This window comes from Chryseobacterium sp. 14P4.3.2 (assembly GCF_057799275.1).
Genome location: NZ_JBYOKO010000016.1, coordinates 24,401 through 50,675 on the forward strand (window position 1 = coordinate 24,401; position 26,275 = coordinate 50,675).

Consider the following 26,275-nt stretch of genomic DNA (forward strand, 5'->3'; position numbering starts at 1 on the left):
CCAACAGCGAGGCAGCCTTACTGAATATATCTAACAAACAATTAAATTAGAAATTGGTTTTGATGATCAGCTCAGACAATTCTGCACTTACAAAATCAATTGGCATTATCCCATAAGATCCATGAGTATTATTCTGAAAGAATGTTTTCAGCTTAGGATTAATATTGTTTGAAACTGTAGGTATACTTGGTATTCCAAAGATTCCCGGCTTGTAACCGCTTGTGAAATTGATGAAAAGCTTACCGTTTGCATCATTCTTTGCATCATTCAGCAGGTTGGAGATTCCGTTCCATTTATCATCATTATTGGTCACTTTATAATAATCCTGAACTTTCAGTGATGCTCCCGGATTGTTGATTTCAAATGTCGTATTGTCAGCCCATGAAGTTGCATTGATTCCTTTCGATGTTCCCGCAGAGAATCTTCTTAACAACTTTATTTTTCCTCTTACGTCTCCCAGGTTGGAAATAGCAGTTCCTAAATCCCATCTTGAAGGATTTTTCTGAACATACGAATCAAAAGTACTTTCAAAACTTCTGGTGGTATTGGAAGCATCGTACTCTTCTTTTACAGACATGATGATCGTTTCTGAAGGATGACTTTGCAGGAATGCATAGCAGGCATTAAGGACATCATCAAAATTTAAATTCTGATAAATAGCACCATGATGAATGGCAAAAGAGTTATCAATGTGTCTGCAGCGAATATCCAGAAAGCGAACCCCTGCATTAAGTTGTTCGCTGATGCTGAGATCCTGTGTTTTCGCTGTACCTGTTATTACAGGGGCATCTATACGTGCTCCGGAATCATGCGTTCCGGGAATAGATATTTTAGAAAGTGAGATATTATCCTGCAGGCTGGCCATCCAGCTATTCATTTCAATAGGAGCCAAAGAAGTTTTGAAATTTGCTTTTCCTAAAGATGAGGTGGTAGTTTCTTTAGAATCTTTTTCGATAATGTTGTCATCGGAACAGGAAAAAAAAAGACTTGCAGCAGCAATACCAAAAGTGATTGCTGATAAGCGTCTCATGCTTTGTTTGAACATAGTTTTTTATTTTTATTGTAATCTAAAAATAAGAATATATCAAAATAGAAGGAGTTAATTTAACTTTAAAAGATAATTAAGTTGTTATCAATAAAGAATCTGAAAAATGACGAATTTTTAAATTTAAAATGGGCTGAAAAATAAAAACAGGAAGAAATATCTATAAAACCTGATGTCTTTACAGCTATTTTTTACGTCCTTATAATGAAATTGCATTTAAAACAGTAAGGGTAAAAAAAGTTACAGAAAAGAACTTCCTGCTTTAAAAAATAAATTCTTTGCTGGAATCCGGAATTTTGAATTTGTGATCTCCAATTTTGAAATCATGCATCTTTATCAGAGTCCGGAGTTTGTAGGTAAACTCTTTGTGAGTACTTTCAGGTACTTTGGCATCATCATCACAGGTAGAATATTCATCGTCAATAATAACCTTTCCTGTTGGAAAATTGATTTCATTCGTAAAATTAAAATCGCAGGTGTCATTGAAATTATCATAAGAACCTATCAGGTAGAAATCTCCATTCTGGAATCTGAAAGTATGCTTGTATTCCTGTGTATGTCTGGAGTTGGTAGAAAACTGCTGCCCTATAATCAGACAGTTATTTTTAATAGAGATATCAAGATTGTTATCAGAAGGGTAAAAGCCGTATCCGCTTGAAAAAAGTAAGGATGTATTTTCTTTCCAGATGACAAGATTTCCATTTTCATTTTTTAGAATATAGAAAACTCTCTTGTAATCGTTAGTATCAGAACCGTCTTCGTTTACTGATGCTTTTTGATTGGTATCAAAGGCAAGTATGATTTCATCTTTTCCATCCTTGTCCAGATCACCTTTAATTTCTGTAATCTTTGTATAACCATTTGGTAATGAGAATGCTTTAAGCTCCTGTGCATAAGAAACAGCAGAGAATAAGGCGGCAGCGAGAGGAAGAAGTTTTTTCATACAGACATTCTTGAAGTTATAACCCGGAATCTTCTTTTTCTATCAATCCTGAATCTCCCAGATAGCACATACAGCCTTTTATTGTTTTGTAGAGTCCGGTAATATTCGTTTCCTTACCTTTAGAGTCTGTGATAGTGATTCCTGTAGAATAGGATTCATCTTCTGCATAGTAAGTTTTGAACAGTTGATACTGATAGCCATTATTGGTAAATGACAGATAGTTGAGGTCCATTCCTGAATTTTGCTTTCCTCCGCCTCTTAGGTAAGAATTGTATTTGAATTTTTTCCAGCTTTCCTTGGTTCTTTCCTTAGGAAATTCCATTTCTATATGATCTCTGATTCCAAATCGATATTGAATATATTCATTCTCTTTATCCTTTACCAATGCCATTTTCTTTCCTGTTTTCGTTTCAAAGGAATAGATAATTTCTTCATTAGGCCGCAGATATTGTGACCAAAGAATGGTGGGAACAGATAAAGCCAGTAAGATCAGGTATTTCATCAAGCAGCATTATATATAAATGTAGTAATTTGAAATCAAAATATATGCCTGCTTCCAAATTACTACATGTTAACTTTTAAATTAATTCTTAACGATATTGGCAAGATCTTCCCAGAACATTGGGTAAGACTTTTCCACCACATCTTCATCTTCAATATTAAGTTCCTTCACCAGGCAAAAAGGTGCGAAGCTCATTGCCATTCTGTGATCCTGATAAGTTTTGATTGAAATATAGTCTTCAGGCTCCCCGAAACTGATAGATTCAATTGTTAAATCAGTAAATGTTGTTTCGGTACCCAGTTTTTTCAGTTCGTTATATAATGCAAGAAGTCTGTCGGTTTCCTTCACTCTTAAGGTTCCCAATCCTGAAATTTCAAAAGGAATTTTTAACGCAGCAGCAGTTACACAAAGAGTTTGTGCAATATCCGGACAGTTGTTCATATCCAGAATAATTTTTTCAGGGAAAGAAAACCCCTGCTGAGGTTCCAGAGTTAACTTGTGCTCATCTTCGGTAAACGTGGTTTTAATTCCGAAGAAATCTTCATAAATCTTTGCAATTGCAGAATCTCCCTGAGTAGACTCTTTGTAAAAACTTTTCAGATGCATGGTTTCTCTTCCCAGGGCACAGATAGAGTAGAAGTATGATGCCGAGCTCCAGTCGCTTTCCACCTCATAATGGATGGCGGCTGCATCAATCTCCGGAGTAAAAGGTTCTACTTTAATGGTATTTCCTTCAAAACTGTTTTTTATCCCAATCTTTGTCAGGATATCAAGCGTCATTTCTATATAAGATCTTGATGTAACATCTCCTACCAGCTGGATTTCCAATCCGTTTTCAAGTTTTCCCGCAATAAGAAGCAGGGAAGTAATAAACTGACTTGAAATATTCGCAGGAACATGTACCGAAGTTTGAGTGATCTTTTTTCCGGTAATTTTTAAAGGAGGGAAACCCTCATTTTCCATATACTCAATTTCTGCTCCGAGATCTCTTAACGCACTAACCAGATTCTTAATAGGTCTTTCCTTCATTCTCTTAGAACCGGTAAGTACTGTTGTTTTTCCCTCCTGGATAGAATAAAAAGAGGAAAGAAAGCGCATTGCTGTTCCCGCATGGTGAATGTCTACCACCTCTGTATCCGCAGATAATGCCTTTTTCAGTAACTGGGTGTCCTGAGAATTAGACAAATTGCCGATTTTTATATTGCTAAACAGGCTTTCCAGAATCAATAAACGATTCGAAATACTTTTCGAACCGCTGATCTGTACTGTTTTATTGCTGAGTAATGTTGATTTTTCTAGCTTCATTATTTCTTCAGTTTTTCAGAATTCTGACATCAGATTTCAAACATTTAGATTGCGTGATCTGAAATCTGATATCAGAAAGATTATTTTAATTTTTCATTATTCTGATGCCGGTCTTTATCCCGGTCAGTTTTGATTTTCATTTTTTTGTCAAAAGCATCCTGCAGATTCACTCCGGTCTGGTTAGCCAGGCATAATGTTACAAAAAGTACATCCGCAAGCTCCTCGCCCAGATCTTTGCTTTTATCACTTTCTTTTTCGCTTTGCTCACCGTATCTTCTGGCGATGATTCTCGCTACTTCGCCTACTTCCTCCGTTAGCATGGCCATATTGGTAAGCTCGTTAAAATATCTTACGCCGATGGTTTTTATCCATTCATCGACCTGTTGTTGCAGTTGAGTGATTTCCATTACTGATAAGCTCCTAGAGTTGGGTTTGTCGTTCTCGGTACATTCACGATATCAAAAGGTACTGTTGCTGCTACTGCTGTATTGCCTTTTCCTATAGCCGGAGATGTGGATTTTACTCTTAAATTCATTTTTGCCGTAAAATAATTGACAAACTGAGGATCCGTATTTTTGATACTTTGCACCACATTGGTATTGTTATCAAAAGGGAAGCCGGCTTCCGATGTCCCTGAATATTTCAGGAGACAGTTCTGAATAAGATACTCAAACTGCTGTCCGGGAGTGGGTTCCACATGTACAGAATTATCTCTGTCCGAATAGATGATACTGTTTTTTATACTAAGCTGCTGTAAAGCCCCCTGTTCCGTTTGCCCCGCATCATTTTTCCATTCATTCGTTGCGAAGATTCCTTTTCTGTCAAAGCTTCCCATTGAGCTTGAATAGTTAGCGATGGTAGCATGTGTATAGCTGTGTTTTCCACCTCTGAAAATACCAATACAGGATAAACCACAGTTATTCATAACAAGATTGCTGGCATTCACTGTAGAACCTACAGCATAAATTCCGTATTCAAAGAAAGTATGAATGAACGAGTTGGTAATAGTAGCATTCGTTTGTCTCATATCCAACCCTCTTGTCCCTCCGAAAAGCCTTGTATGCTTCATATTAAGGGTAGAATTGGCCGCCATTCTGATAGAGTTCCAGTTTTTAGAAATAGTATCATAATAAGAATCATTTCTGTCACCCCGAAGAATCACCTGATCGGTCTGTGTGCCGTTAATATTAAGAACAGCTCCGGAAGATACTTTCATTCCGCTGTTTTTGTGAAAATATACTTTCGTTCCCGGATTGATATCCAAGGTAATATTAGGATTAATGGTAAGATCTCCGTAAATGATCTTAGCTTTATTGTTATTCCAGGTCGTAGAGCTGGTGATCACATTAGGATTAGTTGGAGTCTGAATAAAGAACTCAGCATCCTGTACTACAGAGAAAAGAGTAACGTGCTGCTCACCGGCAGGACCTGAGAACAGTATCTTATCTTCAGCAATAGCTTCCGGGCCGGTTGCCTCCGGTGAAATTTCAACAAATATATAAAGACTGTCTTTCTTTCTCAAAGGAACATTCTTGAAATCATACCCGGGCTTTCCATCTACATTAATTCTATATAATGAAGAACCGCCTTTCTCAAGATTTACTCTTGGAATAAGAATGTCTTTATCCTCATTATTATATACTTTTACAACATAGGTTTCTGAACGTACCTGATGATATACGGTATCACAAAATACAGTGTCTCTTGAAAAACTTAGCTGCTGCGAAGGACTGTCAAACGTGATATCATCCTTATTACATGATACTGCTGCAAGTAATATCCAGAAAGAAAAAGCCAGTAATAATTTGAATTTCATTGAAATTAAAGTTTAAGTAATTTCCAAATTTAACGAAAATACTTTAATTTTCTTATCAATAAAAAAAATTGAATTCAGTATTTGGAAATTAGAAAAAATGTTGTACTTTTGCAACCTAAAATTAGCAGAGAAATATCCATTACTATTTCGAAAGCAAACCTTAAAATTTTTTTAAAAATAGTATTATGAAAAACGGAATCCACCCAGAAAATTATAGACTTGTTGTTTTCAAAGATATGAGTAACGACGAGGTGTTTCTTTGCAAGTCTACTGCAGAAACAAAAGACACTATCGAGTACGAAGGAAAGGAGTATCCTCTGATCAAAATGGAAATCTCTTCAAGTTCTCACCCATTCTACACTGGTAAAGTAAAACTAGTTGACACTGCAGGTAGAGTTGATAAGTTCATGAACAAATACAAAAAATTCGCTAAGTAATTTTTGTATAACTAAAATATGAAAGTCTTCCAATAATTTGGGAGACTTTTTTTATGATTTTATTTTCAGAGCTTTAGTCCTGTTTGGGAGCTTCATCCCGCTATCCACTCATACTCCTCGCGCCACACTTTTGCCTCTTCAAACCCTCCAAATTGCCATCTTTGCTGCGGGGTAACCGTTATTATCGGGGCTAAGGAGATGGATGATCAATACATTTTGTAACATAAAAATATGATCAGCGAAAGTGATTCTTTGCAAACTTATATTTCCTTACTTTCTTAAGGTAAAACCTCAGCATCACTTACTCTTTACATTCTAAAAAAAATATTCAATGGTATTGTTCAGGATTTACTGAACCTTGACGTCTTGGTTTTTAATATTACCTCTCTATCCTGACTTCTCACATCTTTTCGTATTTTTGTTCAGATAGAATTAAAATCTGAAAATTCACCCCGGACAAAAAACTCCACTGGAACTTTCAGCATGTAATGCCTAACCTTTAATCTCTAATTTCTAAAAAATGCAATTAGTATTTTCAGACGCACAATATTGGGAAGACTTTCTTCCGCTTACTTTTACCCGCCCGGTGGCTGCCATGCGATGCGGAATCCTTACCTTCTCCGAGAGATGGCAGAAAATTCTGGAAAACACAGAAGTATCTTATTTCACGGAAATGTACCTTCAGGATAAATTTAAAAGCCCTGAGGATAAAGAAAGCCTTTTTCTGGTTCCGAATTTCCTTCCTACAGAAACTGTTATTCAGCAGATCAAAGACCTTAAACCGGGAGAAGCATTGGTTTATGAAGATGAACTGATCGCAGCTAAAATCAATATGAAAGGTTTTTCTCTGAATCAGATTGAAAAAATGACAGACATCAAAGAGGAGCTTATTTTCTTTAAAAAACCAAAAGATCTATTTACATACAACAATCATGCAGTGGATTTTGATTTTGACCTGGTTACCAAAGGACGCACTTCAAAGGAGCTGTCTTCAACCAATGGTTTTCTGGGAGATAAGAAAGATCTGTTTATAGAGGAAGGTGCGGAGATTGAGTTTTCAACATTGAATACCAAAACCGGAAAAATCTATATTGGTAAAAATGCTGAAGTAATGGAAGGCTGCCATCTTCGGGGACCTATTACCCTTGGAGAAGATTCTAAATTTAATCTGGGATCTAAAATCTATGGAGCAACTACTATCGGCCCTCACTGTAAAGTAGGAGGAGAGGTTAATAATATTATTATTTTTGGATATACAAGTAAAGGGCACGAAGGGTTTATCGGGAATTCTGTCATAGGAGAATGGTGTAATTTCGGTGCTGATACCAACTCTTCCAATCTTAAAAATAATTACAGCCACGTTAAACTCTGGAACTACAGAACAAAAGTTTTCGAAGATACAGGGTTACAGTTTGCAGGGCTGATCATGGGAGACCATTCGAAAACAGCAATCAATACACAATTGAATACCGGAACTGTGATTGGAGTAGCCTCTAATGTTTTCAAGCCAGGTTTTCCCCCAAATCTTGTGGAAAACTTTTCATGGGGAGGATTGAAAGATGATGAAAGATTCAAGCTTGATAAAGCTTATGAAGTGGCAGAGCGAGCCATGGCCAGAAGAAAAGTGGCTTTAACAGATCAGGATAAGGCTATTCTGAAACATATTTTTGATACGTATTAATCTATATATAATAAAAACTTCAATTTTTTTTTGAAGTTTTTTTATTTTTGATGTAATAGATTGGAAACGGCAGTTGTCTTACCTATAAGAAACAAAACTCATGACCCACGAAACTTTCAAGGATACGGTGTTTATTCTCAAAGACGAGATGTATCGTTTTGCGAAGCGATTCGTCATGAGCAGTGATGAAGCGGAAGATGTAGTACAGGATCTCATGATGAAGTTTTGGCAAAAGAGGGATGAGCTTGGGCAGTTTGGGAATTTTAAGTCCTATGCGCTGAAGTCCGTCCGGAACGAATGCCTGAACCGGCTGAAGCATCACGATGTAAAGATCGGTTTTGCGGATATGCAGCTGCATCGCTCGGAGCTCTACAGTATGGAAGTTGATAACCTTAAGGAACATATTGTAGGATTTATCAATCAGCTCCCGGAAAAACAGAAAATGGTTATCCATTTGAAAGATGTAGAAGAGTATGATATTTCTGAAATTTCTGAAATGCTGGAAATGGAAGAAAATGCGGTAAGGGTAAACCTTATGCGGGCAAGACAAAAAGTAAAAGAACAAATCTCACAACTGATGAGCTATGAAAAAAGATCAATTACAAGATAAATACGACCAGATCTTCCAGAATATAAAGGAAGAAAAAATGGACTGGAGCTTTGAAGATTTTCTTCAAAAGGCAGAAGGTGAAGAAACGGATAAGAATGCCGCCCCGATTATTCCTCTGGAAGAAAAGAAAAAACCTTCTTTCCCCAAATGGTTCTGGATGGCAGCCAGTGTAATGCTGCTCTTTGGTATCGGATTTTTCCTTAATAATAAAGATTCCTATACAGGTGTTCAGGACAGAGAAAAGTTGGTGAAAGATGAAATCTTAAAGCAAAAGTCCGGATTTATAGAAGAAAACAGAGATCATCAGGAGCAGGTAGCAGTAAACCATACTGATTCTATTTCCGGCGTAAAAAAAGATTCTCTTTTTCAGGATAATCAGGTAGCGGAAAAAGATGTGATGGATCAGATTCTGCCAAAACGGGGAAGGCTGAAAAAGGAAGCTAAACCGCGGTATGTGAGCAATTCTTCGTACAACAACAAAAAAATAAGTGATTCTACAGCTTACAATGACTCGTATGTTACGGTAAACGGTAAAAGGATCAGCAGTGAAAAAGAAGCTATAGATGTTGCCAAATATTCCTTTATGAAACTGGGAAATGAATTCAAAAAAACGGTAGCTTCTTCTCAGAAAAACGAAAACATTGACAGTGAATACTAAAAATCAGATCAATCTCATGAAAAAAATATTTTTTATAATAGCCATAATTCTGAACAGTTTTGCAACTTATTCTGCACAGACTGATAAACTGAACCAGCTTTTTCAGGATTTTGAGAAAAATGGCGGAGTTACTTCTATCAATATTAAAAAGCCGATGTTTAAGCTTTTGAATACTATTGATGTTAACGATGCATATGTTGGGAAAATAAAACCTATCCTAAACGAAGTGGATGGTCTTAAGATTCTGATCATTCCCAAAGCGACCTTTCCGGACGGTTTGAAAGGAGAAAACGCTGAGAATATAAAGCTCAACGAACAGAGATCAGAGAAAGTTAACAGAGCATTGAAATCGCTGAATTTCAATGAGCTGATGTCAATGAACAGCGATGGAACTTCCATGAAGTTTCTGGCTGAAGACGAAAAAGATAACTATCTAGAAAATCTGGTTTTTAACGTTGATTCTAAAGAAGAGAATATTATTTTTATCCTCAACGGAAAAATGAAGATGTCCGATGTTAACAAGATTATTAACTCAAGTGATATTACAGCGAGTTCTGTGAAAACTTCTTTGACGAATGATCTGACTTCAGACAATACTTCTTCTTACCTGAATGGAGACAGCCGAAATGTAGGAGAATTCTCAAAAATAGATGTGAGTGTTGGGGTGAATGTGATTTATAAACAGGAAAATACAAAAAGCGTAAAAGTCATTGCTGATGCTGATAAGCTTCAGAATGTTATCACTAAAGTAGAAAACGGAGTTTTAAAGATTTATGTAGACAACAAAGGAGCGCGAAATCTTAGGTTTAAAAATCTGAATGTCAATGTTTCTTCACCTAATCTGAATGGAATTAAAACATCTTCAGGAAGTACTTTCACAGCTATTAATTCTGTTGAAGAAAATAACATGCTGATTGAAGCAGAATCGGGATCTATTGTTAAAGGAAAATTTGATATCAGAAATGCAGTATCAGTTACCGTAAATTCTGGTTCAGTAGTGAAGGCTGAAGTGATAGTTCCGAAATTAGCATTGGATATCTCCAGTGGAGCAAGCGTTAATTTATCAGGGCAGGCAGCATCTGCGGTCATTGATATTAACAGTGGTGCTTCCTGTAAAGCAGATGATCTCAGAATTGGGACAGCAGTCGCTGAATCCACCTCAGGAGCAAGTCTTTCTTTGCTTGTGACAGATAAACTGAAGGTAAATGTCTCTTCAGGAGCTTCTGTGAAGCTAAAAGGTGATCCGGAACTGGATGCTAAAGTAGATAAAGTTTCAGGAGGGAGCTTTAAGCAAACCAAATAAAACCAAAGCCAATGAAAACTCTTAAAAACATTTTCCTTATTATATTGACCATAGGGGTGCTTCAATCCTGTGTTGTCTCAGAAAAACCGAATATAGATTTCTTCACGAATTCGAAATATGATTTCAAAGGAGTTAAATTTATGAGTATTAATGTTCCGACAGCTCTGGCCAAATCTTATATCAAGAAAGCTTTAAAAGAGGATGGCGAAAATGAAGAAACTATCAATCTGGTAAAAAAAGCCTCCAAAATTAAGATTCTTACTGTAGCCAACGGAAGCGAGAAAATGATTAATGATTATAACCAATATCTAAGTGATAATCATTACGAAGAATGGGCTACCATTAAACACGAAGGCGATAATATCAATATTCGCGTAAAACAGGATGGTGAAACAATAAAAAATATGTTGATTACCGTAGGCTCAAAGCAAAAAGAATTGGTATTTGTGGATGTGAAAGGAAACTTTACCACCAGCGATATTTCAAAAATGATCAATTCTGTTTCTGTAAACAACTGATTAAAGCCTCCCCATAACGATAACAAGTAGTTTCGAATATATTAACTTTATTTTGTGATGAACCGTTCTTTTTAAAAGAACGGTTTTTTCGATTTAAGTTATTGATTATTAATTTTTATTTAAACTATTGAAAAGGATTTTTATATCTCGTCAAAATAACCTAATTTTGCAAAGAAAGTAAAGATGTCTATTCATAACAAAATTGTAGAGACAGCCATCACTTTCGATGACGTTCTTCTAGTCCCTTCTTATTCAGAAGTTTTACCTAACCAGGTATCATTAAAATCAAGACTTACCGACAAAATCACGCTGAATGTTCCGATAGTTTCCGCTGCTATGGACACCGTTACAGAAGCTGATCTGGCTATTGCATTAGCAAGAGTTGGAGGTTTAGGTTTTATCCACAAAAATATGACGATTGCTGAGCAGGCTGCACAAGTTAATCGTGTAAAGCGTTCCGAGAACGGAATGATCTCTGATCCTGTCACTCTTTCAAAAGATCATACTTTAGCTGAAGCTAAGGAAACAATGGCCAAATATAAAATTTCTGGTCTTCCTGTAGTAGATACTGATAATGTACTGATCGGGATCATTACCAACAGAGATGTAAAATATCAGGAAAACCTTGAAATGAAGGTTGAGGAGATCATGACGAAAGAAAATCTGATCACTTCTGATAAAAATACGAACCTTGAGAAAGCAAAGGAAATTCTTCTTAAAAGCAGAGTTGAAAAACTTCCGATTGTAGATCAGAATAACAAACTTGTAGGTTTAATCACGATTAAAGATATTGACAATCAGCTGGAGTATCCCAATTCAAATAAAGATCAAAAAGGTCGTCTTATCGTAGGAGCCGGAGTAGGTGTAGGAGAAGATACTATGGACAGAATTGCGGCGCTAGTGAATGCTGGTGTTGATATTGTGGCTATTGATTCTGCTCACGGACATTCTAAAGGGGTTTTGGATAAAATTTCAGAAATCAGAAGAACATATCCCGATCTGGATATTGTGGGAGGAAATATTGTAACGGCAGAAGCAGCAAAAGATCTAATTGAAGCAGGAGCTAATGTTCTAAAAGTAGGTGTGGGGCCTGGTTCTATCTGTACAACCCGTGTGGTTGCCGGGGTAGGAGTTCCTCAGCTATCTGCTATTTATAACGTTTATGAGTATGCTACATCACAAAATGTAACCGTGATTGCTGATGGAGGGATTAAACTTTCCGGTGATATTGTAAAAGCTATCGCAAGTGGGGCAGGAGCAGTAATGCTTGGTTCACTGTTAGCTGGTACAGATGAAGCCCCGGGAGAAGAAATTATTTTCCAGGGAAGAAAATTCAAATCTTATCAGGGAATGGGAAGCCTTTCTGCAATGAAAAGAGGTGGAAAAGAAAGATACTTCCAGAGTGAAGCTAAGAAATTCGTTCCGGAGGGAATTGAAGGAAGAGTGCCTCATAAAGGAAAATTAGAAGATGTGATTTTCCAGTTAACAGGAGGTTTAAGAGCAGGTATGGGATATTGTGGAGCTAAAGATATTGAAGTTTTACAAAAAGATTCCAAATTGGTAATGATCACAGGAAGCGGATTGAAAGAATCTCACCCGCATGATGTAATTATTACACAGGAAGCTCCAAACTATTCTTTATAAGAATTAAAAAATTAAAATATAAATGGGACTGTCTTAAAGTTAAGACAGTCCCATTTTTTATATTAATATTCAGTAGTAAAAAAGCTTCCGGAAATTCCGAAAGCTTACTGTAGTTTATTTGCTTAATAGGTTTTATTTTTTAAGAAATTTAAATTCATGCTGCTGAAGATTTTTGGTGGTAATCCTTAATATATAAACTCCGGAAGTAAGTTGTGAAACATCAATCTTCGAATCAAAGATTTCAGATTTCACAAGACGTCCGTCCACATTATAGATTTCAAGTGTCCGTCCGTTATTTATCCCTGAAATACGGATGAAATCAGAAACGGGGTTCGGAAAGATCTGTATTTTATTTTGGGTGAATTCTGAAGTTGCCAATGTTGTAGTTTGTACGTCACCTGTCATAGTAGAATTGGCAGCTGTAAGACTCCCTCCACATGCTCCGGTAGTTACCGTAGTATTTTCAATCCATGTTCCAACACTGTTGTTTGGAGGTAAGGGAAGAGAATTATTTGATGTAGAGTTATAATAAATTAAATAAGGACTGGTAAATGTTCCGTTTCCTTCATCTGCAAGAAACTCCCATCTTGTAAGGGTATTGTTCCATTGAATTTTAAATTCGCAGGTTCCCAATCCACCACAAGGCTGCTGTCCGTCAATAGGCGTTGTTATATAGATGTTCTTGTTAAAAGCATCCACTCCGGTTTTATTAAAAACAAAGTTTTGATCATCAAACAGATTATGGCAGCCGTTAAAATTTATAGTCTGCGCAAAAACTGTATTTCCGATGATAAGACCCGCAAGGTAAAGAAGTTTCATAACGTTTAATTTTGTACTGGATAAACTCCGGTCAATGAAATAATACATTTCAGAGTAATAAACGGAGGTCTGTTTTCATGAGGCTGGTTTCCTCCCGTGTTGCTTAGCATGGTACTTTTCATAGTAGTATCAGTTGGTGCATCAGAATATTCCTTATCAAGTACTTTGGTATTGGCAGGGAGACTGCCCGTAGGTACGTTTTGATTTCCCTCTGCTGTTACAGCATTTACAGTATGGTTGTGTGCCGGCATCTGTGTTATATTTAAAGTTACACTTTCAGTTCCTCCGGTCTGTCCCATTGTATAAGTTGTAGGCCCTCCGGGAGCCTGGCCATTATGAACAAGCATTCTTCCTCTCATATCAGGTAAGGCAAATGTAGTAGTGCCATTTCCTCCATAGGTGGTACCTAAGAGCGAAAATAGGGCTGTATTTTGAGAAATTGGAAGTAACTGTCCATTACATTCTGCCCAGTTTTTTGGAACAAACATATAGGGTACAAAAGCAATCTGACCTAAAAATGGTTCTGATGCCTGAGCTTTTAAGGAAGGAGCAAGTATACTGCATACCAGCAGGGTACATGCAAAAAATAAGTGTTTCATGATAAAAGAATTTATTTATGTAAAATTAGAAAATATTTTACATAAATAGTTTATTAAAAGAAAAAACCTTTCAAATATGATGAAAGGTTAGATTTTATTAATTAAAATTCGAAACTTTATAGATTTTTTCTCTAAACCTATTTAGGGGTCGTTTGCAATGATTCGCTAATTTTTTAAATTGTCTTTAAAATCTTCAATTCGGTGATCAGTCAAAGCATTTCCTTTTTCAATCTTTTCCTTTGCATACAGCTTGAAGTCATTTTCTGTTTTTTCTAAAAGATAATCATAAGGCCCTACATGAGAAATTAGTTTTACCAAAACGGGAGAGATCTCAAGACAGATAAAAAGTCCCATAATAAAGGTGGCAGCCAATCCTATTATTGCAGAATTTTTACCAAGCTCATCCAATGCCTGAAGCCTAGCCGCAAATCCATTGAATTTATCTTCAAATGTTTCTGTAGACTTTCTCTCTGTTTCCAGATTGGTGTATACTTTCGAAATTTCCCTATCTAAATATTCAAGCCTTGGTGCTGCCTGTTTCTGATAATTCTCAAGATCTTGTCTGCGTTGTTCTTTTAATTCCTGTTTACGTTTAGCGTTCGGCCCGTAACCTTCTTTTCCACTGGTTAGCCCGGACTGTTTTCCTAATATTTCCTTTTCAAGTTCTACTGATGCAGAGTCATATGACTTCTGATACTGTGCTATCTTTCCGGATATCTGTTCTTTCTCAGTCTCAAAAGGGCCGCTCTGTTGTAGAATTCTTCCGCTCATTTCACCTTGCAGCTGCTTTTTATTCCGTTGGATAATGGTATTCAGCTGTTTATTGACTTCCTTTTCAAAGATTTTAAGCTCTAAAGGCTTAGAAATGATAATTCCTAAGAATGTAGCTAAAATTAAGCGGGGGATGGCCATCAGAATTTGATTCCACCATGTTCCCGTCTTTTTTATAGAAGAAACAATGTACCGGTCAAGATTAAAAATCATTAATCCCCACAGAACTCCAAAACCAGCTGCAATCCAGATATCATCAAATACAGTATACATAGCATAGCCTGCCGACAGTGTAGCAAACACTGCTGTGAAAAGTACAATTCCTCCAATTCCTGCAAATTTATTCCATTCACTCGGAGTCTTTCTTAAAATATGGATGTTCCCGCCGGAACACACCATGAGAAACTTTTGGAACCAATTTATTCTGTGAGTTCCTTGATTTATAGTTTGTTGGTTTGTTTTCATACCTGAAAATTTATACAAATGTACTATTAAAAATCATACCAATGTAAAAGATAGTATTATGTTTTGCCAAGTAATTATTTCCCAGTATTTATTTTCTTTCTAAAATATGAGTGTTTTACTATATTTTCTTTGAAAAAAGTAAGTGAAGGATTAGAAGGTGTTACAGATTTATCAATATAAATTTATCCAAAGACAAGAGTGAGCAATTGAAAACGAGACTTTAAAGAAAAAGTCAACCCCAAAATCAAATAGAATTTTCCACATATGATTGTGGTGTATTGCAGATAAGATCCATCGCAATTGAGGTGGGTCTTATCTTTTATAAAGCAATACTATTTTTCTTTATATAATTTAAAAATTGTTTTTTTATTTCAATCTATCCGGATTCTGCTTCAGAAAGCTATCCCATCCGGAATACGACTTAGTATCAGCTATGGTTCCGGAATTAAAATGATGACATACCGCAACGGCAAGTCCATCGGAAGCATCTAAATATTTGGTGGGAAATTCTTTTAGATTAAGAAGATTTTTAAGCATTCCTGCAACCTGTTCTTTACTGGCATTTCCGTTTCCGGTGATGGCCATTTTGATCTTCTTTGGAGAATATTCTGTAATGGGAACATTTCTATAAAGACTGGCAGCCATAGCAACTCCCTGAGCACGTCCAAGCTTTAGCATACTCTGAACGTTTTTTCCAAAGAAGGGCGCTTCTAAAGCAACTTCATCGGGATGGAACTCATCAATTAAAGATAAAGTTCTTTCAAAAATATATTTGAGCTTTGTTTCGTGGTTGGGGTATTTCTTTAAGATCAGTTCATGGATGGATACCATCTCCATTTTACCTTTTTTAACGGAGATAATACCAAATCCCATGATCGTTGTTCCCGGGTCAATACCTAAAATTATTTTCTCTGAAATCATTGCCTCAAAGATAGGGCTTTCTAAGTTTTTTAAGAATGAAAAAATATAGGAAATACTTTTCACTCTTATTCAGTAAATTATAAATAGGCTAAAACCTTTTATGCTAGTCAATTGTATTTTTATGATAGCTCCAGTTTTTTCTCTGCAATGGAAATCCATTTTCCATCGTGGCGTAAAAGAGAAATCTTATCAACTATAAATTTAGTTTTGTATTCTTTGAATTTGTATTTTTCCCACGCCTTAAGGTAGTGTTCCCATTTGAGATCCCTATATCCTACGGTAATGTGTGGATGAAAAGAATAGGTAATGAAATTGAATTGTTGGTTTACCCGATGATAAAGTTCTGTTAAATTCAGGTTATTCTGTGGCTCTACAAAAATCACGGGATTTTTTGGATTAGGAAAACTGCCAAAGCCATTTAGTTCAACTTCAAAAGGAAGAACTCCGGTATTGATTTTTTGAAATGCTGTCAGAACATCATCTTCAAGTTCAAATTCTCTTGAAAAAGGAGGGAATAGAGTAATATGGGCATCATTTTTCAAAGCTTTGGAGTTTCCATATTCCATTGCAAGGTCTTTTTTAAAGACTTTTATTTCTTCAATAATTTCCTCGGGAGGATAAATCGCTATGAAATAGAGCTTTTTCATATAACAATTTAAAAATTTTTAAACTAATTTTTAATACATAAGAAAATTATGCATATGTTTGCAATGTATTAAAATCATTTCATGAAAAAGAATAGTCTTTATAAAGGTACTTTACAGAATATTATTTTGAAATTGCTTTCAAAAGAGGCGAAGATGTACGGATACCAGATTACACAAAGAGCAAAAGAACTTACGGAAGGGGAACTTGAAATGACGGAAGGAGCATTGTATCCGTTATTGCACAAACTGGAGGGTGACGGAATAATTACTTCGGAAATACAAAAGATCAATGGCCGTGACCGTAAATATTATCTGTTGACTGAAAAAGGTAAAAAGCAACAGGCAGAACAGGAGAGTGAAATGAAAAGTTATCTTGTCAATCTGCAAACCATCTTTAGCATATGATCAGCGAAGTACAGGAAGGGAGAATTACAGATTATCTTGTTTCTCAAAATCTTTCACTCGATATTCTCATAGAGATCAGAGATCATATGATTCAGCAGATCATAGACGTCCAGATTGAACTTAATCTTAATTTTGAGGAAGCCTTTACGAGAGTAAAAGAGTCCTGGAGCGGAGAGTTTAAAATGGTCAGTTATCAATTGTTTTTCCCGATGAAGATTCCATTACTGGCCAGGAGAATTATAAAAGAAAAATATAATACTTTTCTTAAAAAATCCTTAATGATCGCGTTGCTGTCGTTTGGGGTTAATCTGATGCTGATTTCTATGGCCAAAAGTGAATATGAGTATACGATTTTTTTTAGACTGCTTAATGGTGCCTTTTTATTGGCTGCAGGAAGTGCATGGATCTTAAATTTTAAGATCTGGAAATACATGAGAGCCGATTTTAAATATAAAGGGAAATGCTTTTATACTATGTATCAGCAGAACATAAGCTTAATGGTTATTTGCAGCCTTTCTATGATGCAGGTTGAAATGAAGAATGGCAATTACGTGTATCAGTTCTTTAAAGAACATAATCACAGTGAAATTTTACCGGTACTGCTCACTTTACTTATCCCTTTTATATTACAGGCAGGAGTTGTTTTTACCCTGTTCAATTTTTCTGAACACAAAAAGAATCTGGTGAAAATGCAGAATTTTCTGACATCATCTGCTCAATAACAATAAGCAATACATTCAAATATAATTATATCAAAAATTATTATTCCATGATAACTACACTACAAGAAAAAGAGATAGTACATTATCTTTTATCCAAGAATTTAAGCAGAGATTTATTTTTTGAGATTAAAGATCATTTTTCAGAACAGATCTCAGGTCTTATTGATGATGGGCAGGTGGGATTTCAGGAAGCTTTCCTAAAAACCAAACTGAGCTGGAATCAGGAGCTCGAAATGGTAAGAGCAGACTTGCTTTCGTTCAGGAAAATAACCAGACTGGAAAAAGAAATACTTCAGAAGAGGTTTAGGAATATTACATGGTATGCACTTGTTTTTTCGTTAATTTTTTCAAGCGTTATCTTTATCCGTCCGGATATGTTTATGTATTTCCAGGTTTCTTTACTAGTAATAATGACAGGCTTGCTGGGGTATAATTTTATTTTCAGAAAAATGAGGCTGTTTGATTATATGCAGTTAAGTTTTCATCCATTGATTCTTAAAAATACAGCCGCCGGTATTATAATTTTTTCTTCGATATACCTTTTTTACAATGATTTAACATTAGTAGGAAGTGAAGTGATGAAAATTTTCTTTTTATATGCTATCGCTGTTAAGATCCAGCTTCTTTATTTCAAAGCAAGAAAAACTAATGTCCTGATTTAAGCTGAGCCAGAATATTTTCAAGATTATCCGTAATCTTCTTTACTTCAATATGCGGTTTAAAAACCAGCCCTTTGCCTTTTCCTTCATCCGAGATATTAGACAGGATTATCACCGAAGTCTTCGTGTCAGGATAATAAATGTTTAAAGAAGGAGATCCTTTTACATATCCGCTGTGAAAGTAAGAATTGGGCTTGCCGATGTTAAGCATAATTCCATAAGCATAGCCCATTTTTCCAAAGATCGCATGACGTCTTTCTGCACTTTTTGCCATAAACTGCTGAAGCGTTTCAGGCTTTAAAATTTTTCCGCCATAAAGAGCGTTGTTCCATGTATGAAGGTCCTGAATGGTAGATAAGACCCCTCCTGCAGGGGTTCCAATGTCTTTTCCACCCAGTCTTTTGGGCATGTTCGGAACTTCCTGAAAATTGAAGGCAGTACCAAGGTAGGCACTTGCAAAATGAGTTCCTTTAAAAATATCTCCCGTCGAAGAATGAGTCATCCCCGCTTTTTTAAAAAGTTCGAGAATATTGTCATCATATGATTTCCCGGAGGCTTTTTCGACAATCTTACCAAGTGTATTAAATCCGTCATTGGAATAAAAGAAATCGGAACCGCTTTTAAACATTAATTTTCCACCCGTCATATTAAGCCCTGAAGTATGGTTAAGGAGCTGATGAATCGTGATGTTTTCATATTCTTTGATCTGAAACTCCTTTATATATTTTGACACCTTATCTGTAACATTAAGTTTTCCCTGCTCCATCTGAAGTAAAACGAGTACAGCTGTGAATTGTTTGCTTATAGATCCGATAGCAAAAACCGTATTGCTGTCAATTTTTATTTTTCTTTTAAAATCAGAATAACCGTTTTCTTTTCTGTAAAGGGGCAATGAATCTTTAAAAACAGCAATGCTTCCATTGAAATTATATTTTTTAAATACAGAATCGATTTGCTGTTCCAAAAGTGTTTTTTGGAAGGCTGTTATGGTAGAATCAATAATCGCTTTTTTGTCAACCGGAGGCTGAGGAACTTCAGTTTTACAGGAAAACAAAAAAAGAAAAAGGGTGAGGAATACTAAATTTTTGATCACGGGTGTTTTATTTTTAATATTGTAATTCGTACTCTTAAATATATGAAATATTCAAGAGCCTTACAGGATGCAAAATGTATGCTAAGAAGCATAATTATTTCTCTTTTAAATCCGTTTAATGGCTGTTTCAGAAGTGTTCAACAGTAATAGATGTACTGGAAAGGATAAAAGAATATTCGAAAAAAAACGTCATATACATTGGTTATCTGATTGATAAGACAAGGGATGACTCTGAAAAATCAGATCAATTTAGCAAAGTTAGTGGCTCAATATTTTTATGCTGCGGATGCATGAATAAAAAGGAATCATGCATCCGTGATAAAAAAATAAGAGGTGATTTATTTAAAATGATGAAGGGTTACTTTGAAATAAGATCACAGAACCAGAAAATATATTCGTTATCTTCCTCTGCAGCTTCAGTTTTTGGTTTCGGATATGTTTTTTTTACAGTATCTCCGATTTCAAACTGAATAGGATTTTTAAAAATAGGTCCGTCAAAGGTGAATGTGTGAAACTCTCCGTTTTCTCCACATGGATCTACATTTTCAGGAAGGTCATCAAGGAATTGCTGGTCAATAATCCTTCCTGCAAAGCTTTTATCAAGATAGCTGCCATTTACACAGGTTACGATAGTTTTAAAACCAAGACTCAAAAATTCACGAATGAGATATGATGTATTTTGTTTCCAAAGTGGAAATACAGCGTGCATACCAATTCTGCTTAACTGATCTTCTCTGTATTGACGAAGATCGTCGAGAAAGATATCTCCAAAAATAGAATGAGTGACACCCTGAGCTTGAACCTTAGCCATAGTTCCATTCATGATATCCTGATATTCCTCCATAGAAGGTTCTTTGGGAAGTTCCATTTTAACTAAAGGAATTCCAAGAGCAGAAGCCTGCTGCTCCAGAAGAGATACATGTACGCCATGCATGGAAATCCTTTGAAATTCCTGATTGATGCTGGTGAGTAGGGTAGTGACCTCGTACTGATCTTCTTTTAGTGTTTTGTAAAGGGTAAGGGCGGAATCTTTTCCACTGCTCCAGTTGAATAGGGCTTTTGGTTTCATATAAAAATAAAAATCTCCCAAAAATAAGGAGTTTTAAAATGTTTTTTGATTGGAAGTTCTTTTTTCATGCTTAACAGTTTTTAATAATTTCAACTCTTGTCAAGGTTTTTGAATCTTGGCAACGGCTGAATAAAAATACAAAAAACCTCAAAGAAAACTCTTTGAGGTTGTTAATTTATATTTTTCCCGTCGTGAAACGGTTTATTTTTCAAATTGCCTGTCCGGCTATGGACTACATATTTCTTCTGTACTTACCACCCACTTCAAATAAAGCATTGGTGATCTGCCCAAGAGAACAATACTTCACCGCATCCATCATCACACCGAATAGGTTTTGTTGATTGATTGCAGCATATTGCAGTTTTCTAAGGGCTTCCTCAGATTTATTTTCATTAGATTTCTGGAAATTATGAAGCGTCTCAATCTGAACCTGCTTTTCTTCTTCAGTAGAACGGATAACCTCTCCCGGACGAACCGTTGGAGAACCGTCTTTCCCAAGGAAAGTGTTAACCCCGATAATAGGATATTCGCCTGTATGCTTCAGCCATTCATAATGCATAGATTCTTCCTGGATTTTAGAGCGCTGGTACATGGTTTCCATGGCTCCGAGAACACCGCCTCTTTCTGTAATTCTGTCGAATTCTGTATAAACAGCTTCCTCCACAAGATCCGTTAATTCTTCAATAATAAATGAACCTTGTAATGGATTTTCATTTTTAGCTAATCCTAATTCTTTATTGATGATCAACTGAATGGCCATTGCTCTTCTTACAGACTGCTCTGTAGGTGTGGTAATAGCTTCATCGTAAGCATTGGTATGAAGAGAATTACAGTTGTCGTAGATCGCATAAAGTGCCTGAAGCGTTGTTCTGATATCATTGAAATCAATTTCCTGAGCGTGTAGAGAACGTCCGGAAGTCTGGATGTGGTATTTCAACATCTGGCTTCTTTCGTCTGCTCCGTATTTTAACTTCATTGCTTTTGCCCAGATTCTTCTTGCTACACGTCCGATTACTGAATATTCAGGATCAATACCGTTGGAGAAGAAGAATGATAGGTTGGGTGCAAAATCATTGATATCCATTCCTCTTGATAAATAATATTCCACATAGGTGAAACCATTGGCCAGAGTAAATGCTAACTGAGAAACCGGGTTGGCTCCTGCTTCTGCAATGTGATATCCGGAAATAGAAACCGAGTAGAAGTTTCTTACTTTTTCTGTAATGAAATATTCCTGAACATCCCCCATAAGCCTTAGGGCGAATTCAGTAGAGAAAATACAGGTATTCTGAGCCTGGTCTTCTTTTAAAATATCAGCCTGAACGGTACCACGAACTGTCGCAATCGTTTTAGCCTTAATTTCAGCATAAGCTTCCGCAGGAATTACCTCATCTCCTGTAATTCCTAATAGTTTTAATCCTAAACCATTATTGGACGGAGGAAGTTCACCATTGTATTTTGGTCTCTCTAATCCTTTATCATCAAATTTTGCTTTTAAAACAGCTTCAACTTTAGATTCCAGCCCATGTTCAGCAATATATTTCTCAACATTCTGGTCGATGGCTGCATTCATGAAGAAAGCCAGAAGCATTGGGGCAGGTCCGTTGATGGTCATTGAAACTGAAGTCAATGCATTCACCAGATCAAATCCGGAATACAGTTTTTTGGCATCATCCAGTGTTGCAATAGAGACTCCTGCATTTCCGATTTTTCCATAAATATCCGGTGGTAAAGCGGGATCCTGACCATATAAAGTAACAGAGTCAAAAGCAGTAGATAAACGTTTTGCAGGCATTTCTGCAGAAACATAATGGAATCTCCTGTTGGTTCTTTCCGGACCTCCTTCTCCGGCAAACATCCTTGTAGGATCTTCACCTGTTCTTTTGAAAGGATAGATTCCTGCTGTAAAAGGGAATCCTCCCGGAAGGTTTTCCTGGCCTTTCCATTTGATCAGATCACCCCAATCTGTATATTTTGGTAAAGCAATTTTTGGAATTCTTAAATGGGATAATGATTCTGTAGAGGTCTCAACTTTAATTTCTTTTCCACGAACGAAATAAGAATAAAACTCTTCATGAAAGGCTTTTTTCGTATCGTCCCACGTTTTCAGGAAGTCAATATTTTCCTGTTGAAGATCTTTTTCTGCTTTTTGATATTCAGCATCTAAAATTTCATTGGAAAGGATATTCTTTACCCCTTCAATATGATACATTTTTCTAGCCAATTCAGCCTGTTTTTCAACAGTTGCATCATATATTCTGTTGTTTTCAACAATTTCGGACAGATAACGAACTCTTTTTGGAGGAATAATTGTTACTTCCTCAGTAATTTCCTGTTCAACAAATGTTTTTAGATTTAAATCGGAAAATTTATCGTTTACTTTTGAAATTAATCTGTTGTATAATTCTGTCGTTCCATGATCATTAAACTGAGATGCTTTTGTTGCATAAACAGGCATGTCATCCAATGGGCTTTCCCATAATAAATGGTTTCTCTGGAACTGCTTTCTTACGGCCTGAAGAGCATCAAGAGCGCCACGTTTGTCAGATTTATTTAAAGCAACTAAATCAGCATAATCCAACATATCAATTTTTTCCAGCTGAGTGGAAGCTCCATATTCAGGAGTCATTACATACATGGAAACATCAGCAAAATCAGAAACCTCTGAACCTGATTGTCCAATACCTGAAGTTTCAAGAATAATTACATCAGGATGAGCCAGCTTAAGGACATTTAATGCTGAATGAATAAACGGAGAAACAGAAACATTGTTTTCTCTGGTTGCCATTGAACGCATATAAACTCTTGAATCATTGATCGCATTCATACGAATTCTGTCACCTAAGAGGGCACCTCCTGTTTTCTTTTTAGAAGGGTCAATGGAGATGATAGCGATTTTCTTATCAGTATTGGAACGTAAAAAGCGTCTTACCAATTCGTCTGTTAAAGATGATTTTCCCGCTCCACCGGTGCCTGTGATACCAATGATGGGAATATTTAAATCTTTTGATTTTTCGTCAATAGCCTTTACTAAATCAGGTTTTTCTTCTGAAAAGTTTTCAACAGCAGAAATGATTTTGGCAATACTTGTAGAGTTTTCAAAGCTGATGGAGTCCAGATCACCTGCTGTAACGTCTTTTCCTGTTGCAAAATCTGATCTTTTTACCAGATCATCAATCATTCCCTGCAGGCCAAGCTCACGGCCGTCATCCGGAGAATAAATTCTGTCGATCCCGTAATCCATCAGATCCTTAATCTCTTCGGGAAGAATTACACCGCCGCCGCCGCCAAAGATTTTAATCTGTGGTGAGTTTTTCTCTCTCAGCAGGTCGTAGATGTATTTGAAATATTCATTGTGACCTCCCTGATATGATGTCAGTGCAATAGCATTAGCATCTTCCTGGATCGCAGTATTCACAACTTCCTCTGCAGACTTATCATGTCCCAGGTGGATCACTTCGCATCCTGTTCCCTGAATGACACGACGCATAATATTGATTGCAGCATCATGCCCATCAAATAATGAGGCAGCTGTTACAATTCTTACCTTGTTGGTTGGAGTATATTTTTGGGTTTCCATAAAAATTCTAGAAAGTTTCTAAGTTCTCAAATATAATAATAAAAAAAGAACCTTGTGTTTGAATATATCGTATTGATTTTCATTTGTTTGTTTAAGCCTATTTAATTATATCTCCCCTTTTTTCGGTTTGAGAGTTCTGAGGTTTCAGAATTTAAAAGTCTCAGAGCTGCAGGGCATAATGAATCGCACCGTTTTTTTCCAATTTATCCTATCTTAAAATTCTAGAATTAATTTCTCTACTTTTGCAAAATATTTTACAGATATGCAAAAAGCTTTGATGTATTTCGGATTAGGAACTGTAGTAAGCTTCCTTATCAATTATTTCTTTTTAAGTTCGGAAAATATCGGACTGGATTTTTATTATGCTATTGCCTTCGGTTCTGCCTGGGGGACTGCTTATTATTTAGATTCTCCGGACTTTACACTGCCTCAGAAGCTAGGGTTGTCATTTGTAGCCATGGGAATTCTAGTCCTTGTTGGAACTTTAATTTTTAAGCTTGAATTGGCGATTCCGTCTATTCTTAAGTTTTCTACTGTTTTTGTCGCTTATTATTTATTTGCCAGCTTCAGAGGAAGCAAGTCCTTAAGAAAATAAAAAAGAGGATGTTTAAAAAACAGATTTGTTGTATATTTTAATGAATCATCAGGAAGCTTATCAGAGCAAGCCCTACAACTAAAACCATAAAGGTAAAGAAATTAAGGGCAAACAGCATACTTCCAATGAAAAAGCTCACTATTCCATGGGCATGGTAAACTCTTCGGTGTGCGATGAAGAAATAGGCTATAATGTATAGCAGCAGAGCAGACAATAGTACATATAGAAGAAGATTGATAAATCCAATATTTGACAGGCTGATCAGTTTAGCAATAAGGAATATGAGTAAAATATTCATTAAAAGGAATGAGAAATAATGGAGCGTAAAAATTCCATGATCGAAATACCACCACTTTTTCTTACTGTGGAAAATCCATAAAAAGAATGCAAACAGAGGGAGGTATATAAAAAGAGCCTTGGGTAAATTATGAAATGATTTTTCCATCATATTTTTGAGAATTTCCTCTTTTGTTATTCCCTTTTCTTTCAGTTCAAAGAACTTATGAGCGATCGGGACCTGAATAAAATCAAAAAATGAGGGACTTTTAGCTGTTGCAGAATCATAAGACTTCCTTGTTTTGTATGCCCCATAACCCATATTGTCATCAATTTTTTTGTCCATTTCGAACGTCTCTTGCAAATTCTCTATTTTAGCAGAATCTGGAAGGGCACTTATGCCTTTAATAGTCAGGGAGTCTTCTGCGGTCAGATTTTTTTTTGCTTTTATACTATCCAGCATTTGCTGAGTATCAATAGATGTTATTTTTTCGATAAACTTTCCTTTGCTGGAAGCTACGTCGTCTCTGTTGCCAAAGTTAACGTTGACCATTGGAAAAAGAGCAAATACAAAAAAGGTAACGAAACTGACAAAAATATATAGCTTTACCGGAGGTACAAATTTCTGTCTCTTACCTTCCAGATAAACATTGGTAAGCTTCCCCGGTTTAAACAGTAGATTTTTTACGGTTCCCCAAAACTGTCCGTCATAATGGGTGAAATCTTCAACGAAGTGGGTGAAAAGAAAATGGAAAGGCTGGCGTCTTTCGATATTTTCCTGTCCACACGCCGGGCAGTATCTTTCTTCGACCTGATGCCCGCAGTTTAAGCAGGTTTTATCTTCTCTGATTTTTCCGTGGCTCATAGTTCTGGGTTTGGCGCAAATATAATTATTTAATGAATAAATAAATTATATCAACAAACTTTTACGAAAATCTTTAAAGTAAAATTAATAAAAGAAAGAGCCGAGGGAATAAACTCTTTGCTTTATCATTTGTGTTTTTAGAATCTGTTAACGTTTTTTTTTCATCGGCACAACTATTTACAAGATGTATGCCAAAGGAATAAATAAGCTTAATATCTATTGATAGAGAGTCGGATAGCAGATATTATATAGATTAAATAAAATATGTTTTTGGGTTACAAAAATAAATTGTACCTTTGCACACCCTTTTAGGGGTAAATTATGTTT

General features: G+C 36.0%; 26 protein-coding genes. 11 read left to right on the top strand and 15 right to left on the bottom strand.

All coding sequences use genetic code 11. The features are described 5' to 3' along the window. Positions 1-46: 46 nt before the first annotated feature. From AC27VX_RS19265 to AC27VX_RS19290, 6 genes are all read right to left on the bottom strand, one after another. A complete protein-coding gene (locus AC27VX_RS19265) occupies positions 47-1,045 on the bottom strand; it encodes a phosphatidylinositol-specific phospholipase C (RefSeq protein WP_488697381.1) in 999 nt (332 codons plus the stop codon). Positions 1,046-1,307: 262 nt separating this feature from the next. Beyond that, on the bottom strand, positions 1,308-1,988 hold the full coding sequence (locus AC27VX_RS19270) for a hypothetical protein (protein ID WP_488697383.1): 681 nt from the start codon (positions 1,986-1,988) through the stop codon (positions 1,308-1,310). A 16-nt stretch (positions 1,989-2,004) separates the two neighbouring features. Next, positions 2,005-2,490, bottom strand: a complete 486-nt coding sequence (locus AC27VX_RS19275; RefSeq protein ID WP_488697385.1) for a hypothetical protein — start codon at positions 2,488-2,490, stop codon at positions 2,005-2,007. A gap of 81 nt (positions 2,491-2,571) precedes the next feature. Then, positions 2,572-3,795, bottom strand: a complete 1,224-nt coding sequence (locus tag AC27VX_RS19280) for a 3-phosphoshikimate 1-carboxyvinyltransferase (RefSeq protein WP_488697387.1) — start codon at positions 3,793-3,795, stop codon at positions 2,572-2,574. Positions 3,796-3,875: 80 nt separating this feature from the next. Then, positions 3,876-4,202 carry a nucleotide pyrophosphohydrolase gene (locus AC27VX_RS19285; RefSeq protein ID WP_099768987.1) on the bottom strand — a complete coding sequence of 109 codons (327 nt, stop codon included), beginning with the start codon at positions 4,200-4,202 and terminating at the stop codon, positions 3,876-3,878. Then, positions 4,202-5,611: a hypothetical protein gene (locus AC27VX_RS19290; protein WP_236856319.1), complete on the bottom strand. Its 1,410-nt coding sequence runs from the start codon at positions 5,609-5,611 to the stop codon at positions 4,202-4,204. Before AC27VX_RS19290 ends, AC27VX_RS19285 begins: the two co-directional genes overlap by 1 nt. A 185-nt stretch (positions 5,612-5,796) precedes the next feature. On the opposite strand from AC27VX_RS19290, the gene AC27VX_RS19295 reads away from it, so the two are divergent. The 7 genes from AC27VX_RS19295 to guaB all read left to right on the top strand — a co-directional run bounded on the left by AC27VX_RS19295 (position 5,797) and on the right by guaB (position 12,462). Beyond that, positions 5,797-6,048 carry a type B 50S ribosomal protein L31 gene (locus tag AC27VX_RS19295; protein WP_236856318.1) on the top strand — a complete coding sequence of 84 codons (252 nt, stop codon included), beginning with the start codon at positions 5,797-5,799 and terminating at the stop codon, positions 6,046-6,048. Between the two features lie 520 nt (positions 6,049-6,568). Continuing rightward, positions 6,569-7,729 (top strand): putative sugar nucleotidyl transferase, encoded by a 1,161-nt coding sequence (locus AC27VX_RS19300; protein ID WP_488697390.1) that lies wholly within the window; start codon positions 6,569-6,571, stop codon positions 7,727-7,729. Positions 7,730-7,829: 100 nt separating this feature from the next. Then, complete coding sequence (locus tag AC27VX_RS19305; protein WP_236856316.1) at positions 7,830-8,339, top strand: RNA polymerase sigma factor; 510 nt, start codon at positions 7,830-7,832, stop codon at positions 8,337-8,339. After that, positions 8,314-8,997, top strand: a complete 684-nt coding sequence (locus AC27VX_RS19310; protein WP_488697392.1) for a hypothetical protein — start codon at positions 8,314-8,316, stop codon at positions 8,995-8,997. The genes AC27VX_RS19305 and AC27VX_RS19310 overlap by 26 nt, the downstream gene beginning before the upstream one ends. A 16-nt stretch (positions 8,998-9,013) precedes the next feature. Then, entirely contained in the window at positions 9,014-10,300 is a 1,287-nt protein-coding gene (locus AC27VX_RS19315; RefSeq protein WP_236856314.1) for a DUF4252 domain-containing protein, read from the top strand. Between the two features lie 11 nt (positions 10,301-10,311). Continuing rightward, positions 10,312-10,818: a DUF4252 domain-containing protein gene (locus AC27VX_RS19320; protein ID WP_488697394.1), complete on the top strand. Its 507-nt coding sequence runs from the start codon at positions 10,312-10,314 to the stop codon at positions 10,816-10,818. A gap of 183 nt (positions 10,819-11,001) precedes the next feature. Further along, the gene (guaB, locus tag AC27VX_RS19325; protein ID WP_488697396.1) at positions 11,002-12,462 is read left to right on the top strand and encodes an IMP dehydrogenase; all 1,461 of its coding nucleotides are present in this window, start codon (positions 11,002-11,004) and stop codon (positions 12,460-12,462) included. Between the two features lie 132 nt (positions 12,463-12,594). Here guaB and AC27VX_RS19330 read toward each other — a convergent pair whose 3' ends face one another. The 5 genes from AC27VX_RS19330 to AC27VX_RS19350 all read right to left on the bottom strand — a co-directional run bounded on the left by AC27VX_RS19330 (position 12,595) and on the right by AC27VX_RS19350 (position 16,684). Further along, a complete protein-coding gene (locus AC27VX_RS19330) occupies positions 12,595-13,281 on the bottom strand; it encodes a T9SS type A sorting domain-containing protein (protein WP_488697398.1) in 687 nt (228 codons plus the stop codon). A gap of 5 nt (positions 13,282-13,286) precedes the next feature. After that, on the bottom strand, positions 13,287-13,880 hold the full coding sequence (locus AC27VX_RS19335; protein WP_236856310.1) for a phage tail protein: 594 nt from the start codon (positions 13,878-13,880) through the stop codon (positions 13,287-13,289). A gap of 165 nt (positions 13,881-14,045) precedes the next feature. After that, complete coding sequence (locus AC27VX_RS19340) at positions 14,046-15,116, bottom strand: DUF4407 domain-containing protein (protein WP_236856309.1); 1,071 nt, start codon at positions 15,114-15,116, stop codon at positions 14,046-14,048. Between the two features lie 366 nt (positions 15,117-15,482). Beyond that, the gene (gene ruvC, locus AC27VX_RS19345; RefSeq protein WP_236856308.1) at positions 15,483-16,037 is read right to left on the bottom strand and encodes a crossover junction endodeoxyribonuclease RuvC; all 555 of its coding nucleotides are present in this window, start codon (positions 16,035-16,037) and stop codon (positions 15,483-15,485) included. A gap of 119 nt (positions 16,038-16,156) precedes the next feature. Continuing rightward, complete coding sequence (locus AC27VX_RS19350; protein WP_488697401.1) at positions 16,157-16,684, bottom strand: 2'-5' RNA ligase family protein; 528 nt, start codon at positions 16,682-16,684, stop codon at positions 16,157-16,159. Positions 16,685-16,765: 81 nt separating this feature from the next. On the opposite strand from AC27VX_RS19350, the gene AC27VX_RS19355 reads away from it, so the two are divergent. Genes AC27VX_RS19355 through AC27VX_RS19365 form a run of 3 tightly spaced genes read left to right on the top strand, consistent with a single transcriptional unit; the run spans position 16,766 to position 18,473 of the window. Next, positions 16,766-17,089: a PadR family transcriptional regulator gene (locus AC27VX_RS19355; protein ID WP_236856306.1), complete on the top strand. Its 324-nt coding sequence runs from the start codon at positions 16,766-16,768 to the stop codon at positions 17,087-17,089. Further along, the gene (locus AC27VX_RS19360; protein WP_236856305.1) at positions 17,086-17,811 is read left to right on the top strand and encodes a hypothetical protein; all 726 of its coding nucleotides are present in this window, start codon (positions 17,086-17,088) and stop codon (positions 17,809-17,811) included. The genes AC27VX_RS19355 and AC27VX_RS19360 overlap by 4 nt, the downstream gene beginning before the upstream one ends. A 47-nt stretch (positions 17,812-17,858) precedes the next feature. Further along, a complete protein-coding gene (locus AC27VX_RS19365) occupies positions 17,859-18,473 on the top strand; it encodes a hypothetical protein (RefSeq protein ID WP_300686016.1) in 615 nt (204 codons plus the stop codon). On the opposite strand, the gene AC27VX_RS19370 is transcribed toward AC27VX_RS19365, so the two are convergent. The 3 genes from AC27VX_RS19370 to AC27VX_RS19380 all read right to left on the bottom strand — a co-directional run bounded on the left by AC27VX_RS19370 (position 18,457) and on the right by AC27VX_RS19380 (position 24,212). After that, on the bottom strand, positions 18,457-19,563 hold the full coding sequence (locus AC27VX_RS19370) for a serine hydrolase domain-containing protein (protein ID WP_236856303.1): 1,107 nt from the start codon (positions 19,561-19,563) through the stop codon (positions 18,457-18,459). The two genes, AC27VX_RS19365 and AC27VX_RS19370, sit on opposite strands and share 17 nt — an antisense overlap. Before the next feature lie 358 nt (positions 19,564-19,921). Beyond that, positions 19,922-20,632: a Dph6-related ATP pyrophosphatase gene (locus tag AC27VX_RS19375; RefSeq protein ID WP_300686021.1), complete on the bottom strand. Its 711-nt coding sequence runs from the start codon at positions 20,630-20,632 to the stop codon at positions 19,922-19,924. Between the two features lie 232 nt (positions 20,633-20,864). Continuing rightward, positions 20,865-24,212, bottom strand: coding sequence for a methylmalonyl-CoA mutase family protein (locus tag AC27VX_RS19380; RefSeq protein WP_236856302.1), 3,348 nt, complete (start codon positions 24,210-24,212; stop codon positions 20,865-20,867). A gap of 262 nt (positions 24,213-24,474) precedes the next feature. Here AC27VX_RS19380 and AC27VX_RS19385 point away from each other — a divergent pair, with 262 nt between their 5' ends. Further along, positions 24,475-24,807, top strand: a complete 333-nt coding sequence (locus tag AC27VX_RS19385) for a hypothetical protein (protein WP_236856301.1) — start codon at positions 24,475-24,477, stop codon at positions 24,805-24,807. A gap of 37 nt (positions 24,808-24,844) precedes the next feature. On the opposite strand, the gene AC27VX_RS19390 is transcribed toward AC27VX_RS19385, so the two are convergent. Further along, positions 24,845-25,948 (bottom strand): DUF3667 domain-containing protein, encoded by a 1,104-nt coding sequence (locus tag AC27VX_RS19390; protein ID WP_236856300.1) that lies wholly within the window; start codon positions 25,946-25,948, stop codon positions 24,845-24,847. Positions 25,949-26,275 lie beyond the last annotated feature (327 nt).

Coding starts and splice junctions, on each gene's coding strand:
- AC27VX_RS19360 (WP_236856305.1), top strand. CDS start 17,086: ATGATCAGCGAAGTACAGGAAGGGAGAATTACAGATTATCTTGTTTCT.
- ruvC (WP_236856308.1), bottom strand. CDS start 16,037: ATGATTTCAGAGAAAATAATTTTAGGTATTGACCCGGGAACAACGATC.
- AC27VX_RS19275 (WP_488697385.1), bottom strand. CDS start 2,490: ATGAAATACCTGATCTTACTGGCTTTATCTGTTCCCACCATTCTTTGG.
- AC27VX_RS19375 (WP_300686021.1), bottom strand. CDS start 20,632: ATGAAACCAAAAGCCCTATTCAACTGGAGCAGTGGAAAAGATTCCGCC.
- AC27VX_RS19355 (WP_236856306.1), top strand. CDS start 16,766: ATGAAAAAGAATAGTCTTTATAAAGGTACTTTACAGAATATTATTTTG.
- AC27VX_RS19280 (WP_488697387.1), bottom strand. CDS start 3,795: ATGAAGCTAGAAAAATCAACATTACTCAGCAATAAAACAGTACAGATC.
- AC27VX_RS19315 (WP_236856314.1), top strand. CDS start 9,014: ATGAAAAAAATATTTTTTATAATAGCCATAATTCTGAACAGTTTTGCA.
- AC27VX_RS19295 (WP_236856318.1), top strand. CDS start 5,797: ATGAAAAACGGAATCCACCCAGAAAATTATAGACTTGTTGTTTTCAAA.
- AC27VX_RS19310 (WP_488697392.1), top strand. CDS start 8,314: ATGAAAAAAGATCAATTACAAGATAAATACGACCAGATCTTCCAGAAT.
- AC27VX_RS19265 (WP_488697381.1), bottom strand. CDS start 1,045: ATGTTCAAACAAAGCATGAGACGCTTATCAGCAATCACTTTTGGTATT.
- AC27VX_RS19365 (WP_300686016.1), top strand. CDS start 17,859: ATGATAACTACACTACAAGAAAAAGAGATAGTACATTATCTTTTATCC.
- guaB (WP_488697396.1), top strand. CDS start 11,002: ATGTCTATTCATAACAAAATTGTAGAGACAGCCATCACTTTCGATGAC.
- AC27VX_RS19385 (WP_236856301.1), top strand. CDS start 24,475: ATGCAAAAAGCTTTGATGTATTTCGGATTAGGAACTGTAGTAAGCTTC.
- AC27VX_RS19305 (WP_236856316.1), top strand. CDS start 7,830: ATGACCCACGAAACTTTCAAGGATACGGTGTTTATTCTCAAAGACGAG.
- AC27VX_RS19390 (WP_236856300.1), bottom strand. CDS start 25,948: ATGAGCCACGGAAAAATCAGAGAAGATAAAACCTGCTTAAACTGCGGG.
- AC27VX_RS19320 (WP_488697394.1), top strand. CDS start 10,312: ATGAAAACTCTTAAAAACATTTTCCTTATTATATTGACCATAGGGGTG.
- AC27VX_RS19285 (WP_099768987.1), bottom strand. CDS start 4,202: ATGGAAATCACTCAACTGCAACAACAGGTCGATGAATGGATAAAAACC.
- AC27VX_RS19335 (WP_236856310.1), bottom strand. CDS start 13,880: ATGAAACACTTATTTTTTGCATGTACCCTGCTGGTATGCAGTATACTT.
- AC27VX_RS19350 (WP_488697401.1), bottom strand. CDS start 16,684: ATGAAAAAGCTCTATTTCATAGCGATTTATCCTCCCGAGGAAATTATT.
- AC27VX_RS19300 (WP_488697390.1), top strand. CDS start 6,569: ATGCAATTAGTATTTTCAGACGCACAATATTGGGAAGACTTTCTTCCG.
- AC27VX_RS19380 (WP_236856302.1), bottom strand. CDS start 24,212: ATGGAAACCCAAAAATATACTCCAACCAACAAGGTAAGAATTGTAACA.
- AC27VX_RS19290 (WP_236856319.1), bottom strand. CDS start 5,611: ATGAAATTCAAATTATTACTGGCTTTTTCTTTCTGGATATTACTTGCA.
- AC27VX_RS19270 (WP_488697383.1), bottom strand. CDS start 1,988: ATGAAAAAACTTCTTCCTCTCGCTGCCGCCTTATTCTCTGCTGTTTCT.
- AC27VX_RS19330 (WP_488697398.1), bottom strand. CDS start 13,281: ATGAAACTTCTTTACCTTGCGGGTCTTATCATCGGAAATACAGTTTTT.
- AC27VX_RS19340 (WP_236856309.1), bottom strand. CDS start 15,116: ATGAAAACAAACCAACAAACTATAAATCAAGGAACTCACAGAATAAAT.